Source organism: Pseudomonas sp. URMO17WK12:I9 (assembly GCF_900230165.1).
Taxonomy (GTDB): domain Bacteria; phylum Pseudomonadota; class Gammaproteobacteria; order Pseudomonadales; family Pseudomonadaceae; genus Aquipseudomonas; species Aquipseudomonas fulva.
In genome coordinates this window covers 138,714-152,221 of the sequence record NZ_OCMQ01000003.1, presented here as the reverse complement: position 1 = coordinate 152,221, position 13,508 = coordinate 138,714, and the positions used below count along the sequence as shown (strand labels likewise).

The following is a 13,508-nucleotide window of genomic DNA, read 5'->3' as shown; positions in this document are numbered from 1 at the left end:
ACTGAGACCAATTATATGCACATGCAGAACCTGAGTCTACAACCCATCAACAACCCCGCGCCACAAAATGCAAACCACGATTTCGTGGCGCGCACTATGTCGTCGCGTGAAATCGCTGACTTGGTAGAGGCCCGCCATAACGATGTGGTAGCCACTATTGAGCGCCTTTTCTCAAAAAACCTTTTGCGATCAAGTCGTAAAAGCCGCCGTGAAGCCACAGGCGGGCGCCCAATTGAAGTCTACGACCTGGTTGAGCGCGATACCCACCTGGTGGTGGCCGGCTACAGCGATGAGTACCGGGCGAGGGTCATCGACCGCTGGCAAGAGCTAGAAGCGAAAGTTGCTCCGCAGGCGCCAGCCGACCTGAGCAAGCTGGAAATCCTCCAGATGGCTCTGGAGTCGGAGAAAGCCCGCGTCCTGCTCACTGTACAGGTAGAGGCCCAGGCCAAGAAGATCGACCACCTGGAGAACCTGTTCAAGGAGGGGATGAGCCACGTCCAGTTCTGCAAGGGCCTGAATGGGGTCAACGTGATGCAGGTCGGCCACTTCCTCGAGGGCCGCAACTGGCTCTACAACGAAAGCAAGTCCGGTACCCGCTACCGCGTCGCCGCCTACGCCCGCGACAAGTACATGACCGAGCACCAGCACGAAGTCACTCCGCACGGCAAAGACCCATTCATCAGCTATACGCCGATCCTCCTGCGCAAGGGGGCGACTCGCCTGTACGAGCTGTACCTGGCCGGCGACCTGCCCATGAAGAAGAACTGGGACGGCCTGCACACCCACGACAAGGCCGTGCGGGGTGCAGCATGAGCATCGACAAGGAAGCATTAAAGGCGCTGTCCGAGGCAGCCAACGCAGTCACGACCGATGTAAACATCACGATGGCCGTAGGCTCAGCCCCTGAAGAGGTCAAGGCTGTTCAGGATTTTCTTCAGCATGCCATGCCGAAGACCATCCTGGCCCTGGTTGCGGAGATCGAGCGACTGGAGAAGTTCGAGGAGTGGTTTGTCCGTCTTGACCAGGCAGAGCAATCGCTATCGGCATCGTTCAAGGCAGAGCGCGACCAACTCAAGGCAGAGAACGAGGCTCTAGCGAACCTCCTCAAACGTTTCGTTGATGGTGAGCACGACCAAGACGAAGACCTGAATGAGCGCCACGAATACCACGGTGAAGCTCAATCGATGCTCATGCGTATGGGCGGTGAGTTTCGCGAGTACAGCTTAGTGCCGAATGACGCTCTGTTCGCTCAGCACCAGCAATTGAGTGCGCTGCGTAAGGCTGCTGACCGCTACACCTGGCTGCGCAACAAACAGACCTTCATTTGGCTGATCCAAGACTGGTTCCCGGGTGCTGAGTTCACCGACGTGGATGCAGAGATTGATGCAGTCATGGCCAGGGAGCGCGCCCAATGAGCATGGAGCTGATGGTCAAGGCGATGAAGACCAAGGTCGGCAATCCGCTGCGCAAGCTGGTGCTGATTAAGCTGGCCGACAACGCGAGCGACCAAGGAGAGTGCTGGCCGTCTTATCAGCACATCGCGGACCAGTGCGAGATCGACCGCAGCACCGTTCGCAAGCACATCAAACACCTGGAAATGCAGGGCTTGGTGCGCATCGAGAACCGCGAAGGGCCGAAGGGAAATAGCTCGAACCTCTACCGCATCACCCTGTGCCGACCTGTAGGCCCAAACAGCACCCCTGTAGGCCCAGAAAGCACAGGTGTAGGCCCACAGCCTACAGGGGGTGTAGGCCCAGAAAGCACCAGAACCAGTCACTCTTTTGAACCAGTCACTGAACCAGTAGAGCAGACGGTCGCTACCGCTCCCTCGGCGAAGAAGAAGGCTCCGAAATTCGACCCGATGACTGCCAAGCCATCCAACGTCAGTGACCAGGCCTGGGCCGACTGGTGCCAGCACCGCCGCGAGATCCGTAAGCCGTTGACGAAGACCTCCTGCGAGCGCCAGGCCGCCCAGCTGGCCAAGCACCACGCTCCTGACGCCGTGATCAACCAGTCGATCAGCAACGGCTGGACCGGCCTGTTCCCGGAGAAGGTGCTGCCGGGTGCCCAGCAGGGCCAGCGCCGCAACGGCCCCGACTTCAACGACACCAGCTGGGCTGATGACCTGGGGGGCTTATGAGCGCACAACAGAAACTGCGCAGCGTGACGCAGATCATGGCCAAGACCGGCAACCTGCCTGCCGAGGTACATGCCCCGGCCAAGCAGCTCGACCCGGGCACTACCGAGGTCGTCAACGCCCTGTTCAAGGAGCTGCAGGCCATCTTCCCTGCCTGGAAGCAGGCTTGGCCAGACGATGACGCGCTGAAGGCTGCCAAGCGCAGCTGGATCAAGTCCTTCGTGGCAGCGGGCATCAACACCCTGGAGCAGATCCGCTTCGGCATCCAGAAATGCCGGGTGCTGGGTACCGACTTCGCACCGAGCAGCGGCAAGTTCATCAAGCTGTGCCAGCCGACCCCGGAAGAGATGGGTATTCCGCCGCTTGTGAGGGCCATGGCAGAGGCGCTGGAGAACTTCCACCCCAGCAGGGCAGGGTCACGCGCTTGGACGCACGCAGCGGTGCGCCACGCGGCCCTGCAATGTGAGGCGCAGAACCTGGGGTCGATGGAGGTGGAGCGGGCCGAGAAGGTCTTTGCCCGGGCCTACGACATCACCATTCGCATGCTAGTCGCCGGCGAGCCTCTGGGCGATATCGCCACCGGCATCGGCCACGACAGCCAGAAGGGCGCTGCGGAGCTGGCCGACGAGTACGCCGCCCAGCGCCAGGTGCGGCTGCTGGAAGTCCAGCGAATTCCCAGTGGTGCTGCCGCATGCCGTGCACACCTGCTGGCCAAGTTGAACATCAAGCGCGCCGGGCAGCCGGCCGGGGAGGGGGTGTGATGAACAGAATCCACATGTGGCACCGCATGGCCTACATGGGCCTTGTCGCAGTGAAGTGCGGACGGTTGGTCAAGGCCAGCCAGTTCACCCCAGAGCGGAGCAGCGTTACCTGCAAGGCCTGCCTGAACGCCATGGCCAAGGAGAAGCACTGATGGACACCAACAAGATGCGCGAAGAGTTCGAGGCGTACTGGGCCGATGTGATGCGAGGTGACGAGCCGCCGCCAGGTCGTAAGCCAACACGTAGCCGTATCGACCCCGAGAGATACGCAGGGGACGCCGCTCAATTTGCATGGAAGTGGTGGCAACGATCCCGTGCCGCTACCGGCTGGCAGCCGATGGAGTCATGCCCCAAGCATGTCGAGGTTCTGTTCTATCGCGAGGATTGCGGCGTGATCAGCGGACAGCTCACCTGCGCCGACACGTTCATGACAGACAAAGATCGAGAAAGCGGCGATTACAGCGAGGAAGAGCAGTACAGCGAAGACGCATGGTGCTACGGCCCTGACGGTGTTGAGCGACTGGATGGTGATCTTGTGCCAACGCATTGGATGCCTTACCCAGACGAGCCTGAGGTGACCCCATGAAGCGTGTATGGACCGTAATCGTAGGCCCCAAGGCCTTCCAGATGGTGCTGATGGAGCAGAGCCTGGACCGTGCGGGTGCGCTGCGTGAGGCGCAGTTGATCTGGCCTGAGTGTGAAGTGGTGGGGATGACCGATGTGATGGGTATCGCGTTCATCGTCCTGTGTCTGCTGCTCATGTTTCAGGGAGGACAGCCATGACTGACCGAATCAGCGTTAACAGCACCACAAAGCTCTCCGAGGCCATCAGCAAGCTGACCAGCATGTTCCGCGACAAGAAATTCGTAGTGGTCAGCCTGCGCCCAGGCAAGGATCGCACCCTAGATCAGAACGCGCTGTGGTTTGCGTTCTACAAGCGCATCGCGGAGATGACCCAGATCGGTGACGCCGCCGACGCCCGGCGCTACTGCAAGCTGCACATCGGTGTGCAGATCCTGCTGAACGAAGACGCCGAGTTCCAGCAGGCCTGGTATCGGGTCATGCGCCACCTACCGTACGAGGAGAAGCTGGCGATGATGGGCGAGTGCAAGCTGTTTGGCCCAGACGGTTTCCCGGTGACCAGCCTGTTCAATCGCGCGCAGGGCGTGGCCTACACCGACCGCATCCTGGCCGAGTTCACGGCCAGGGGTGTGTTCTTCGGCGACCTGGTGGGCGAGGTGGCGGCATGAAGACTGGGTATTCAGCGATCACTGCGCTGCTGGGTGGCGCGTTGGCTGCACAGTTGGCAATGGTTGGCGTGTACATGAGCAGCCCGGCCTTCTGGACGATCTTCGGTACAGCGCTTGCCATGGGTGGCGTGTTCTACAAGTGGGGTGACGAGGTATGAACCATCAATTCAAGCCTGGCGACCTGGCGCTCATCGTTGGCGCAAATTCGCTGACCCAGAACATTGGCAAAGTCGTCGAGCTGAGCAGCATGGTCAAGGATGGCGACCTGTATGCCGGGCCCAATGGCAGCCTCTACCGGCACTCTGACGTCGACTGCTGGGTAGTCAGAGGGGAAGGGGTCGTCTTCCGTACAGAAGATGGCGTCTTCGCCGGTTTCGGCCTGTGCGAGCCTCGCCACTTGCGACCTATTGGGCGCGACTTCACCGCCGAGCAGCAGAAAGCCAAGGAGGCCGAGCCATGCGCGTAGCCGAGATCAAGCCCAAGAAGTGCAAGGCTCCTGGTTGCGGCAAGCCCTTCAAGCCAACCATGACCACTCAGAAGGTGTGCAGCATCGCCTGTGCGAAGACCATGGCCAAAGACCCGAAGCTGCAGAAGGTTGCGGCCAAGGCAATCACCAAGCAGGCCCGGGAAGACCTCAAGGAGCGCCGGGAGAAGCTGAAGACCCGCCGCGAGCACATGGCCGAGGCGCAGGCCGCGTTCAATGCCTACATCCGCGAGCGCGACGCCGGCTTGCCGTGCATCAGCTGCGATTCGAACCCAAGCGACCACAACCTAATCACCGGCAGCCGCTGGGATGCCGGCCATTACCGGTCGGTAGGCGCCTGCCCGGAGCTGCGGTTCGAGCCGCTGAACGTCCACCGCCAGTGTGTGAAGTGCAACCGGAACCTGTCGGGTAACGCGGTCGAGTACCGCATCCGGTTGGTGGGGCGCATCGGTGCCGACCAGGTGGAGTGGCTTGAAGGCCCTCATCAGCCCCAGCGCCTGACCATCGAAGACCTGCAGGCCATCAAGGCCGCCTATCGCCAGAAACTCAAGGACCTCAGGAGGGCCGCAGCATGAAATATCAGAACGTGGTATCCGCAGTAGTGCGCGCCCTGGCGGCAGAGACGATCAACAGCGCAGGCGGTTGCAGCGTTGAGCCCAGGGTGCAGACCAGCAAACTAAAAGGGGAGATCACCGGCAAAGACGCGGCGCTGCTGGCCGACTGCATTGTGCACAAGATGCTGCATGCCCAGCTCAGCCCCAGGCACTGGCACGCGCTGCTGGCCAAGTACAGCACGCACAAGGGGCGCAAGCTCCAGGCCATCTGCGCGCTGATACCAGTTGTTCCCACGCCCGCGCCCAAGCGGTTCACCCAGCAGGCCGTGATGGTGTGGGCCGTGCCGGAGCAGCGCAAGGGTGTGCAGCGCATAGCGGTCCAGGCCAAGCCTGCAGAGCTTCGCGAGTGCGACAAGGGCGAGGATCGCTGGGCATGGCGCAACCAAGCCGCCCAGCGGGCCGTGGAGCGGGCCAATGCGCACGCCAGGGCAGTGGCCGAGGATCGCCCGGGCGATATGATCGTGCTGGCTGCATCGAACTACGACATGACCAGCTGGGACGACCAGGGGCTGACAGAGCGCACCTACCAGCGCTGGAACAAGGCCATTCGTGGCTCGCTGGAAGGGTTGGTGAACGAGGCGCTGGTCGAGGCTCAGCACATGCTTGAGGCAGTAGGGGTCCTGGAAAGCGAGGCGGCGTAAAATAGTCCCTCAAAAGGGCTTGCAATATCATGTCGCCATGTCGTAAATTTCTCCCATCCTGTATTTCCTGCGTGTGTAGGGGATTGAGGGCCAGTTGCTCCTCTTCGGAGTGGGCGGTGCGGGGAAGTTGTTGACGTTGAAGGGGGCCGCAGTTTTTGGACTTCCAGTCCTGTTCATGTGGTTCGTTCTTACAAAAATCTCTTCTAACAATCAGCAAACTGGACCAAAAGGGGGTATGCGTATGGCTAAATTGATTGGTGTTTCCATGGTGACAATGTTGGCAAATGCTTCAACGGCCCTGTACGTTAACAACCTTCCGGCACTTAGCATTCGGGTGTTTTCTAGCCCAAAGGTTTAGCGAGTTCAGCGCAACCAACAAAAACCTCAGTCGGCGAAGGTCGACTGAGGTTTTTTTATCCTGAGAGGGTCGTATTATGTTCGACTCTTCCAGCCATGCAGATGAATACGCAGGCTGATGCGCTAATCAGGTGAGCGAGAGCTGTTCGGGGCTGGTATCAAGATCCATCGGCCGAACAGGTGCGGAGAGCGAGTGGAAAGCGGTACGCACACCTGCAGCTACAAAACGAGGCGTCCAGTCCACGCCTATCGCCACCGTGCCGGGATCAGCTCCTGCCGTCTGCACCCATTCAGAGCCCGGCCATGCGCTGGGTCTTTATGTCATAGTCTGCATGGGTCGAAGCTGTGAGCGCTTAGCAGAGATGGTTCACCGCTGACGCATCTAGTTCGAAGGGTGGCGATGCGAGCCTATACCCTTAGAAGCGAGAGTTCGAATCCCTCACGCTCATAGTTTCGACCCATACAGATTTCTAAGCCCGGCCCAGTGCCGGGTTTTTTCTTGCCTGCAAAGGGCCTCAAGAGGGCCTGCTCTAAGTATCTTGTTTTGACTCAGGCAGGGACAGGCATTCAGAAATCTGATTTTCTGAAGGTTTTATCGCCAGACTGATCATTGCGGATTGTCAGTTGGCCGCCCGCTACCGAATAGGTGGTTGTTGCATCTCCCTCAGAATAACGGTTCCGCCAGCGCCCCCAGGTGCGGGTGTCGTTCAAGAACGTTGACCAAACAACAGTGTCGTCGCTCACCTGGCATCGGTATCTGAAAGAGTCTCCATCAGGACGCTTGTAAGAGATCTCGGGTACCGCACCATGCGATCTGGTCTTCATCTTTTTGGTGGGTCGGCTCATTTCCACGGAAATTGCAGCCTTGCAGATCTCCACGCTTGTGAAATCGCTTGCTTGCACACCTTGAGCCACGCCTAGCACTGCGAGCGATACCGCGGCTACATACTTTTTCATTCCCTTGTCCTCAGCTTTGTTGGCCAGGGGATTTTACATGCACATACGGAGTCGAGCGCATGGAGTTTTTTCACCGTCTGCTCGATAAGCTCGACTGGGCAATAGCGGGCCTATTGGGGGCCCTGGTTGCCACCCGATGGCACAAAGACGACCTCACCGACCGCAAGGCCTGGATTCTTTTCCTGCTCACTGGTATGGCTTGCGCTCACTACCTTACTGGGATGGTCAGCGCGTACTTCGGGATCGTCGAGCCACGCAGCGTGGCAGGCGTCGGGTTCCTGCTGGGCACTTTTGGTGGCTCACTGATCGCTGCCGTAACCCGCGCCATCAAGGCCGCTGATCTCTGGTCTGTCATCAGGTCCAAGTTCGGAGGGCCAAACGGATGATTCTCGAATACGTCAACGCCCTGGCAGCTGGGTTCATCGCGCTATGGGCTACCTGGGCAGTCTTGAGCGGCAAGGTCAGGGATGGGGTGATAGGCAAGATGCTGTACATCGTCATCGCCCTGAGCGGCTACGCCATCCTGGCCAGGTCGGACCGGATGTTCTTTACCCCGAACACTGCCGGCGTGACGATGCACGTCGCTCTGGCCCTAGCCGGTATCCGGCACATGTTCGTAATCACCTACTGGCCACGGGTCAAGCGCTGGATCTGCCGGCGCCTGGACTGTGACCTGTGCAAGCGGTCGAACTGATCCGCGCCACAAAATCGGTAGGCGCCGTTTCGTGGCGCGAGGAGATCGGGATGCCAGAGACTACAAAGCAAGTTCACGCTCATCAGGTGGTCTACGCATGCGATAGCTGTGGGGTAGGAAGCATGGTCTACACCGGGATGGTGCTGACCTCACATCCGCCGAAGTATCCGCATAAGTGCAATCATTGCGATGCATCAGCCACCTTCCTGAAGGCTTACCCTTGCATCGAGTGGAGGGACTCACAGTGCAGTTAGGCTGAACAGGAGGAGGAAAGCTATATTGCGCCTGATTATCAAACCAGGAGCAGTGTCATGGTGATCGATTCGCGAATAAAAGATCTGGAGTCCGATGCGTCGGCCAGGAGCATGAGCTTCGATCAGTTTGTCCTGGGTGCTACCTTGGCCGGGCTTGCCTATCTTGCACAGATTCAAACGTACGAAAAGCTGGGCTGGAACGCGTCGACGCTCAGCCTGGCCCCACTTATCCTTTTAGCCTTGTCGGCTTGGCTCGGATTCAAACGGATCGAAAGCACAATCCATCTGTTGCGGTGCAATGCTCGGTACCTTGAGCTCTGTTCTATGCATGGCGGCCGGGACGAATCGACAGCGCTGAGAATGCTAGAGCGCATTGACAATAAGACCGGTTTTTATTACCGATGCCGGAATAGGGTTGTGCTTCTCGCAGTGATCTCTTACGTAGGCATAAAGGTTGCTGTGGCTTACCCAATATTTTGAGGCTCTGAGATACTTATGCCGACTCCTTGCAAGTCGGACGAAGTGACCATATGTTCCTAAAAAGGCAAATAGAGAACAAAAAGTGGAAGATCTCAAGGTAGGCGACTGGGTGACTCATCCCGGTGTTGATTGCGTAATGCGCATCACACATTTAGGGCCGCGTGAGTACAAATCTGATCCTGCCCTGTGGGCGCGATGTGAATGGAATGATGGGGCAGAGAGCCATAGCCGCGATTTCAAACTATCGGTGCTTGAAAAAGCGCATCGTCAACCAGCGTCCAGGGACTGACTTAACGGAGCTACATAATGAAGCAACCCGACTGGGAGGCGATCGAACGAGCCTTCCGGGCTGGGGCGCTTTCCATCCGCACCATCGCTGACCGTAACGGGGTGAGCGACACCGCTATCAGGAAGAAGGCCAAGGCCTTGGGCTGGGAGCGGGACCTTTCCGAGCAAGTCCGCAAAGAGGTTCGCAACAAGTTGGTTCGCGGCGAGGTTCGCGAAGACCAATGCGCGAACCCTGAGCGGGACGCGGAGATCATCGAAGAGGCGGCGGAAGAGGGCGCGACGGTCGTTCGCAGTCATCGCCGCGACATTCGCAAAGCCGCGAACCTTGCGAACCTGCTGATGGATGACTTGCTCACCACCATCAAACGGCGTGAGGACATCGAAGACGAAATCGAGCGCGAGACCGCCGATGATGAGAGCGGCTTCCGCCGGAGCTCAATGCTCGCCGCCGTGGCCCTGCCCAGTAACGCCAAGACCCTTTTCCAGCTGTCGTCGGCTATGAAGAACCTGCAGCTGCTCGAGCGCACTGCATTCGGCCTGGACGACAAGGAGCAGTCAAAAGACGCCGACGAACTGTCGCAGCTGATGGATGAACTATCGAAGGATGCCTGACCATGAAGCCCGAGCACATGAAACTGCTTCGGGACCGGTTCTGGCGGCTGAACAACCTGTACTTCATCACGGACAAGCAGGGCAAGAAGGTCCGCTTCCGCATGACGCAGGAGCAGATCGACTACTTCCAGGGGATGCACACCCGCAACATCATCCTCAAGGCTCGGCAGTTAGGGTTTACCACCCTGGTCTGCATCGTCCAACTCGACGCCGCGCTATTCGAGGCTGCCAAGTGCGCCCTGATCGCCCACACCCTGAACGACGCCAAGCGGCTTTTCCGCGAGAAGATCAAGTATGCGTACGACCACCTTCCCAAGGAAATACGCGCTGCTAATCCTGCTCGCAACGATGCTGCTGGCGAGCTTGTGTTCAGCAAAGGCGGATCGCTCTACGTGTCCACATCCTTTCGGGGCGGGACTCTACGGTATCTGCACGTATCCGAGTTCGGGAAGATCTGTGCCAAGTTTCCCCACAAAGCCCGAGAGATCGTCACCGGCGCCTTCGAGGCTGTCGCCGCAGAGTGTTTCGTTACGATCGAGTCGACGGCGGAGGGGCGGGCGGGCTACTTCTTCGACTACAGCCAGTCCGCTGAGAAGCAGCAACTGGCCGGGGTGCCCCTGGGCCTGCTCGACTGGAAGTTCTTCTTCTTCAGCTGGTGGCGCAACCCGCTGTACTGGCTGGACCCGACCGGCGTGGTCATCCCCGACCGCCTGACCAAGTACTTCGACGACCTGACCGCCAAGCACGGCATCGTCACCAACCCGGGCCAGCGCGCCTGGTACAGCGCCAAGGAAAAGACCCTCGGCGACGACATGAAGCGCGAGTACCCGTCGATCCCTGCCGAGGCATTCCAGCAGACGATCGAGGGCGCCTACTACGCGAAGCAGTTCACCAAGCTCTACGCCGCACAGCGCATCGGCAAGCTGCCAGACAACAGCCACCTACCGGTGCACACGTTCTGGGACATCGGTGTGGGCGACTCCACGGCCATCTGGTTCGTCCGGATCGTCGGCGAAGAATTCCACGTCATCGACTTCTACCAGAACAGCGGCGAGGGCCTGCGGCACTACATGAAGGTGCTCAAGGATCGGGGCTACGCCTACGGGGAGCACTGGGGGCCGCACGACATCGACAACAGGGAATTTGGTAGCGACGGCAAGACTCGACGCGAACTCGCGCGTGAGGGCTACGAGATCGACGGCCAGAAGTACAGCCTGATATTCAAGGTCGTGCCGAAGCTGGGAGTTGACGAAGGCATCGAGCAAGTGCGCGAAGTTCTGCCGAACTGCGCCTTCGACCAATCCAAATGCGAAGAGGGCATCACCGCCCTGGAGAGTTACCGCAAGGAGTGGGATGACAAGCGCGGATGCTGGAAAGACAAGCCCCTGCATGACTGGTCATCCCACCCGGCAGACGGGTTCCGCTATTTCGCCGTTGCCATGGCGCGACGTAAACGCACAGGCGGCAGTCGCCGCATCGGAGGTTTGGCGTAATGCCTGTTCAATCCACCAACCCAGAGTACGACGCTCACATCGAAGAGTGGCGGATGATGGACGATGCTCTGGAAGGCGAGTGCGCCATCAAGGGCAGTCCACGCAACCTGCCCAAGCCAAGCGGCATGGTCGAGGCTGAAAAGCTGGATGGCCAGGGCAATGCCTATCTCTATCAGAACTACACAGCGCGGGCGCAGTACGAGCACTGGGTGCGCGATTCGCTGCGCTCGATGATGGGCCTGGTCTCCCGGCTCATTCCTGAGGTGAAGCTGCCCAGTGGGCTCAAGGGCGTCGAAGAGAACGCCACCGCCGACGGCTTCGGCCTGACTCAACTCTTCCTGCGCATCGTCCGGCAGACGATCTCCCACGGGCGTGTGCCGCTTGTGGTCAACGTGGACGACCAGGGCCAGCCTTACTTTGCAACCTACGCTGCTCGGAACGGCATTAACTGGGATACCGCCGATCAAGGCGGGCGCCAGGACCTGGTGCTGGCCGTGTTCCGCGAGTTCCGCAAGAAGGCGGAGGACCGCTACAGCCATGAGTGCCAGACGGTCTACCGCGAGTTCTTCATGCAGGGGCAAGTCTGCTACACGGCTGTGCGCAATGAAGCAGGCGAACTCATCGATGATGAGCGCCCCCTTGGCACCGTTGGCGCTGGCAACCAGCTGGTGCGTGGGCTCGAGTACATCCCGGTCATCTACTGCGGCTCGACCGATAACTCACCGGACGTGGACGAGATCCCGCTGCTGACCATGGCCAGGGCTGCGCTGAAGTCGTACCAGCTCAGCGCTGACTACTTCACCGCTCTGCACCAGACCAGCCATCCACAGCCGTGGGTGTCCGGCCTGGACGAAAGCGTGGAGCTCAGCGTGACCGGGCCGTCTGCAGCTTGGGATCTCGGACCCAAGGGTCAGTGCGGCTATCTGGAGTTCCAAGGGGCAGGCGTTGAGGCTGTCCGAACGGCCATGTCTGACCAGAAGAGCGCAGCCCTCGAAGCTGGCGCCAAGGTCATGGACGTGTCCGGCACTGAATCAGGCGAGGCCCGCAAGACCCGCCAGAACGACCAGCACGCCACGCTGCACAGCATCGTCATCACCGCAGCGTCGGCTATTGAGCAGGCCTTGCGGTATGCCGCTGAATGGACCGGCTACAACCCGGACGACGTGGTCTTCACGGTTAAGCCTGAGTTTGTGATCCCTGAGGTCAACGCCCAGGTGCTGGCCGAGCTGCAGAAGGGCGTCATGGCCGGAACCATCAGCGCCGACACCTACTGGCAGTACCTCACCACTGGCAAGCTGCCTGAGCGGGCCTACGACGAAGAGGCCGAGCTGATCAGCGACGAGCGCGAGTCAGCCGGCATCAACCTGGACACCGACGATGACGACAAAACCGACGCAAACGGCGGACGAGATGCTGCTGGAACAGGTCAGTCGGCACGCGGTGCTGCTGGAGCGGCTTAAAGCGGGTGAGGTGAAGAAGTTTGAAACAGTGCTGCGCCAGGTGGATACCCAGGTGCGGGACCAGCTCACGCGCCGCGAGCTGACCACCTACAGCCGGAGCCGGTTGGAAGAATTCCTGTCGAGAGTCGGCGGGAAGCTACTGGGCATCTATCAAGCCTTCGGCGACCGCATGCAGGCCGACCTGGTCGACATCGCGCAGTACCTAGCCGCGTTCGAAAGCCGTAGCCTGGCGAAGGCACTGCTCATCGATGCCATCATGCCGACCGACTCGCTGATCCGAGCCGCGATCAATACGCAGCCTCTTCAGGTGGCAGGGATCGACGGCGGTACGCTGCTAAAGCCCTTCCTGAGCGGCTGGACGCGCACTGAGTCTACCCGGGTGACCAATGCCATCCGCCTTGGCGTGGTGCAGGGTCAGACCAACGCAGAGATCACCCAGGCTATACGCGGCACGGCCGCACAAAACTTCACCGATGGGGTGCTGGCGGTCAGTAACCGCAACGCTCGTTCGGTGGTGCACACCGCCGTGCAGCATGTGTCTGCAACGGCACGCATGGAGACGCTGGCCGCAAACGCCGAGTTCGTCCCGGGCTACCGGATCGTGGCCACCCTCGACCGGAAGACCAGCCAGCAGTGCAAAAGCCTGGACGGACGCGAGTTTGAGATAGGGAAGGGGCCGGTTCCGCCATTCCACGTCAACTGCCGGACGACCATTACGCCGATCACCAAGCTGTCGGCCGCATTCGCTAAGGGTGCCACACGCGCCTCAGTGGGCGCCTCTGGCGGCGCGCAGGTCTCGGCCAGCCTCAGCTACTACCAATGGCTCAAGACGCAGTCTGCGGCGTTCCAGGACGCGGCGCTGGGCCCGGTGCGTGCAAAGCTGTTCCGAGACGGAGGCCTCACGGCTGAGCGTTTCGCCTCGCTGCAGTTGGACAAGAACTTCAAGCCGCTGACGCTCGCCCAGGTCAAACAGCTAGAGCCACAGATCTTTCATAGTGCGGGCATATCGTGAGAATTGCGCAGCGT

General features: G+C 60.0%; 20 protein-coding genes. 19 read left to right on the top strand and 1 reads right to left on the bottom strand.

Annotation, left to right across the window (positions count from 1 at the left end; genetic code table 11):
- Positions 1-15 precede the first annotated feature (15 nt).
- From CRP40_RS08280 to CRP40_RS08235, 12 genes are read left to right on the top strand one after another with little or no spacing between them, the layout of a single operon-like run.
- On the top strand, positions 16-813 hold the full coding sequence (locus CRP40_RS08280; protein ID WP_027916431.1) for a Rha family transcriptional regulator: 798 nt from the start codon (positions 16-18) through the stop codon (positions 811-813).
- Positions 810-1,415: a hypothetical protein gene (locus CRP40_RS08275; protein WP_027916430.1), complete on the top strand. Its 606-nt coding sequence runs from the start codon at positions 810-812 to the stop codon at positions 1,413-1,415. The genes CRP40_RS08280 and CRP40_RS08275 overlap by 4 nt, the downstream gene beginning before the upstream one ends.
- Complete coding sequence (locus CRP40_RS08270; RefSeq protein WP_027916429.1) at positions 1,412-2,140, top strand: helix-turn-helix domain-containing protein; 729 nt, start codon at positions 1,412-1,414, stop codon at positions 2,138-2,140. Before CRP40_RS08275 ends, CRP40_RS08270 begins: the two co-directional genes overlap by 4 nt.
- Entirely contained in the window at positions 2,137-2,898 is a 762-nt protein-coding gene (locus tag CRP40_RS08265; RefSeq protein WP_027916428.1) for a replication protein P, read from the top strand. Before CRP40_RS08270 ends, CRP40_RS08265 begins: the two co-directional genes overlap by 4 nt.
- Entirely contained in the window at positions 2,898-3,050 is a 153-nt protein-coding gene (locus CRP40_RS21955; RefSeq protein ID WP_155952748.1) for a hypothetical protein, read from the top strand. The genes CRP40_RS08265 and CRP40_RS21955 overlap by 1 nt, the downstream gene beginning before the upstream one ends.
- Positions 3,050-3,484, top strand: a complete 435-nt coding sequence (locus CRP40_RS08260; RefSeq protein ID WP_027916427.1) for a hypothetical protein — start codon at positions 3,050-3,052, stop codon at positions 3,482-3,484. The genes CRP40_RS21955 and CRP40_RS08260 overlap by 1 nt, the downstream gene beginning before the upstream one ends.
- A complete protein-coding gene (locus tag CRP40_RS08255) occupies positions 3,481-3,681 on the top strand; it encodes a hypothetical protein (protein WP_033695193.1) in 201 nt (66 codons plus the stop codon). The genes CRP40_RS08260 and CRP40_RS08255 overlap by 4 nt, the downstream gene beginning before the upstream one ends.
- On the top strand, positions 3,678-4,148 hold the full coding sequence (locus CRP40_RS08250; protein ID WP_027916426.1) for a hypothetical protein: 471 nt from the start codon (positions 3,678-3,680) through the stop codon (positions 4,146-4,148). The genes CRP40_RS08255 and CRP40_RS08250 overlap by 4 nt, the downstream gene beginning before the upstream one ends.
- Entirely contained in the window at positions 4,145-4,306 is a 162-nt protein-coding gene (locus tag CRP40_RS21950) for a hypothetical protein (RefSeq protein WP_155952747.1), read from the top strand. The genes CRP40_RS08250 and CRP40_RS21950 overlap by 4 nt, the downstream gene beginning before the upstream one ends.
- On the top strand, positions 4,303-4,614 hold the full coding sequence (locus CRP40_RS08245; protein ID WP_027916425.1) for a hypothetical protein: 312 nt from the start codon (positions 4,303-4,305) through the stop codon (positions 4,612-4,614). Before CRP40_RS21950 ends, CRP40_RS08245 begins: the two co-directional genes overlap by 4 nt.
- Positions 4,605-5,207 carry a recombination protein NinG gene (locus tag CRP40_RS08240; protein ID WP_027916424.1) on the top strand — a complete coding sequence of 201 codons (603 nt, stop codon included), beginning with the start codon at positions 4,605-4,607 and terminating at the stop codon, positions 5,205-5,207. Before CRP40_RS08245 ends, CRP40_RS08240 begins: the two co-directional genes overlap by 10 nt.
- Positions 5,204-5,887 carry a hypothetical protein gene (locus CRP40_RS08235; protein ID WP_027916423.1) on the top strand — a complete coding sequence of 228 codons (684 nt, stop codon included), beginning with the start codon at positions 5,204-5,206 and terminating at the stop codon, positions 5,885-5,887. The genes CRP40_RS08240 and CRP40_RS08235 overlap by 4 nt, the downstream gene beginning before the upstream one ends.
- Positions 5,888-6,811: 924 nt before the next feature.
- Here the strand turns inward: CRP40_RS08235 and CRP40_RS08230 are convergent.
- Positions 6,812-7,201 carry a hypothetical protein gene (locus CRP40_RS08230; protein ID WP_239930201.1) on the bottom strand — a complete coding sequence of 130 codons (390 nt, stop codon included), beginning with the start codon at positions 7,199-7,201 and terminating at the stop codon, positions 6,812-6,814.
- 59 nt (positions 7,202-7,260) lie between these two features.
- On the opposite strand from CRP40_RS08230, the gene CRP40_RS08225 reads away from it, so the two are divergent.
- The 7 genes from CRP40_RS08225 (at position 7,261) to CRP40_RS08190 (ending at position 13,494) form a co-directional block, all read left to right on the top strand.
- The gene (locus tag CRP40_RS08225) at positions 7,261-7,587 is read left to right on the top strand and encodes a hypothetical protein (protein ID WP_027916422.1); all 327 of its coding nucleotides are present in this window, start codon (positions 7,261-7,263) and stop codon (positions 7,585-7,587) included.
- Entirely contained in the window at positions 7,584-7,895 is a 312-nt protein-coding gene (locus CRP40_RS08220; RefSeq protein WP_027916421.1) for a hypothetical protein, read from the top strand. The genes CRP40_RS08225 and CRP40_RS08220 overlap by 4 nt, the downstream gene beginning before the upstream one ends.
- Positions 7,896-8,206: 311 nt before the next feature.
- On the top strand, positions 8,207-8,629 hold the full coding sequence (locus tag CRP40_RS08210; RefSeq protein WP_050587372.1) for a hypothetical protein: 423 nt from the start codon (positions 8,207-8,209) through the stop codon (positions 8,627-8,629).
- Positions 8,630-8,935: 306 nt separating this feature from the next.
- On the top strand, positions 8,936-9,529 hold the full coding sequence (locus CRP40_RS08205) for a hypothetical protein (RefSeq protein WP_033695192.1): 594 nt from the start codon (positions 8,936-8,938) through the stop codon (positions 9,527-9,529).
- A gap of 2 nt (positions 9,530-9,531) precedes the next feature.
- Entirely contained in the window at positions 9,532-11,022 is a 1,491-nt protein-coding gene (locus tag CRP40_RS08200; protein WP_027916419.1) for a terminase, read from the top strand.
- Positions 11,022-12,482 carry a DUF4055 domain-containing protein gene (locus CRP40_RS08195; protein ID WP_027916418.1) on the top strand — a complete coding sequence of 487 codons (1,461 nt, stop codon included), beginning with the start codon at positions 11,022-11,024 and terminating at the stop codon, positions 12,480-12,482. The genes CRP40_RS08200 and CRP40_RS08195 overlap by 1 nt, the downstream gene beginning before the upstream one ends.
- Positions 12,433-13,494 carry a minor capsid protein gene (locus CRP40_RS08190; protein ID WP_033695190.1) on the top strand — a complete coding sequence of 354 codons (1,062 nt, stop codon included), beginning with the start codon at positions 12,433-12,435 and terminating at the stop codon, positions 13,492-13,494. The genes CRP40_RS08195 and CRP40_RS08190 overlap by 50 nt, the downstream gene beginning before the upstream one ends.
- Positions 13,495-13,508 lie beyond the last annotated feature (14 nt).

Bases quoted from the DNA above. Each gene is read 5' to 3' on its own strand.
- CRP40_RS08280 (WP_027916431.1), top strand. From the start codon at position 16: ATGCACATGCAGAACCTGAGTCTACAACCCATCAACAACCCCGCGCCA.
- CRP40_RS08275 (WP_027916430.1), top strand. From the start codon at position 810: ATGAGCATCGACAAGGAAGCATTAAAGGCGCTGTCCGAGGCAGCCAAC.
- CRP40_RS08270 (WP_027916429.1), top strand. From the start codon at position 1,412: ATGAGCATGGAGCTGATGGTCAAGGCGATGAAGACCAAGGTCGGCAAT.
- CRP40_RS08265 (WP_027916428.1), top strand. From the start codon at position 2,137: ATGAGCGCACAACAGAAACTGCGCAGCGTGACGCAGATCATGGCCAAG.
- CRP40_RS21955 (WP_155952748.1), top strand. From the start codon at position 2,898: ATGAACAGAATCCACATGTGGCACCGCATGGCCTACATGGGCCTTGTC.
- CRP40_RS08260 (WP_027916427.1), top strand. From the start codon at position 3,050: ATGGACACCAACAAGATGCGCGAAGAGTTCGAGGCGTACTGGGCCGAT.
- CRP40_RS08255 (WP_033695193.1), top strand. From the start codon at position 3,481: ATGAAGCGTGTATGGACCGTAATCGTAGGCCCCAAGGCCTTCCAGATG.
- CRP40_RS08250 (WP_027916426.1), top strand. From the start codon at position 3,678: ATGACTGACCGAATCAGCGTTAACAGCACCACAAAGCTCTCCGAGGCC.
- CRP40_RS21950 (WP_155952747.1), top strand. From the start codon at position 4,145: ATGAAGACTGGGTATTCAGCGATCACTGCGCTGCTGGGTGGCGCGTTG.
- CRP40_RS08245 (WP_027916425.1), top strand. From the start codon at position 4,303: ATGAACCATCAATTCAAGCCTGGCGACCTGGCGCTCATCGTTGGCGCA.
- CRP40_RS08240 (WP_027916424.1), top strand. From the start codon at position 4,605: ATGCGCGTAGCCGAGATCAAGCCCAAGAAGTGCAAGGCTCCTGGTTGC.
- CRP40_RS08235 (WP_027916423.1), top strand. From the start codon at position 5,204: ATGAAATATCAGAACGTGGTATCCGCAGTAGTGCGCGCCCTGGCGGCA.
- CRP40_RS08230 (WP_239930201.1), bottom strand. From the start codon at position 7,201: ATGAAAAAGTATGTAGCCGCGGTATCGCTCGCAGTGCTAGGCGTGGCT.
- CRP40_RS08225 (WP_027916422.1), top strand. From the start codon at position 7,261: ATGGAGTTTTTTCACCGTCTGCTCGATAAGCTCGACTGGGCAATAGCG.
- CRP40_RS08220 (WP_027916421.1), top strand. From the start codon at position 7,584: ATGATTCTCGAATACGTCAACGCCCTGGCAGCTGGGTTCATCGCGCTA.
- CRP40_RS08210 (WP_050587372.1), top strand. From the start codon at position 8,207: ATGGTGATCGATTCGCGAATAAAAGATCTGGAGTCCGATGCGTCGGCC.
- CRP40_RS08205 (WP_033695192.1), top strand. From the start codon at position 8,936: ATGAAGCAACCCGACTGGGAGGCGATCGAACGAGCCTTCCGGGCTGGG.
- CRP40_RS08200 (WP_027916419.1), top strand. From the start codon at position 9,532: ATGAAGCCCGAGCACATGAAACTGCTTCGGGACCGGTTCTGGCGGCTG.
- CRP40_RS08195 (WP_027916418.1), top strand. From the start codon at position 11,022: ATGCCTGTTCAATCCACCAACCCAGAGTACGACGCTCACATCGAAGAG.
- CRP40_RS08190 (WP_033695190.1), top strand. From the start codon at position 12,433: ATGCTGCTGGAACAGGTCAGTCGGCACGCGGTGCTGCTGGAGCGGCTT.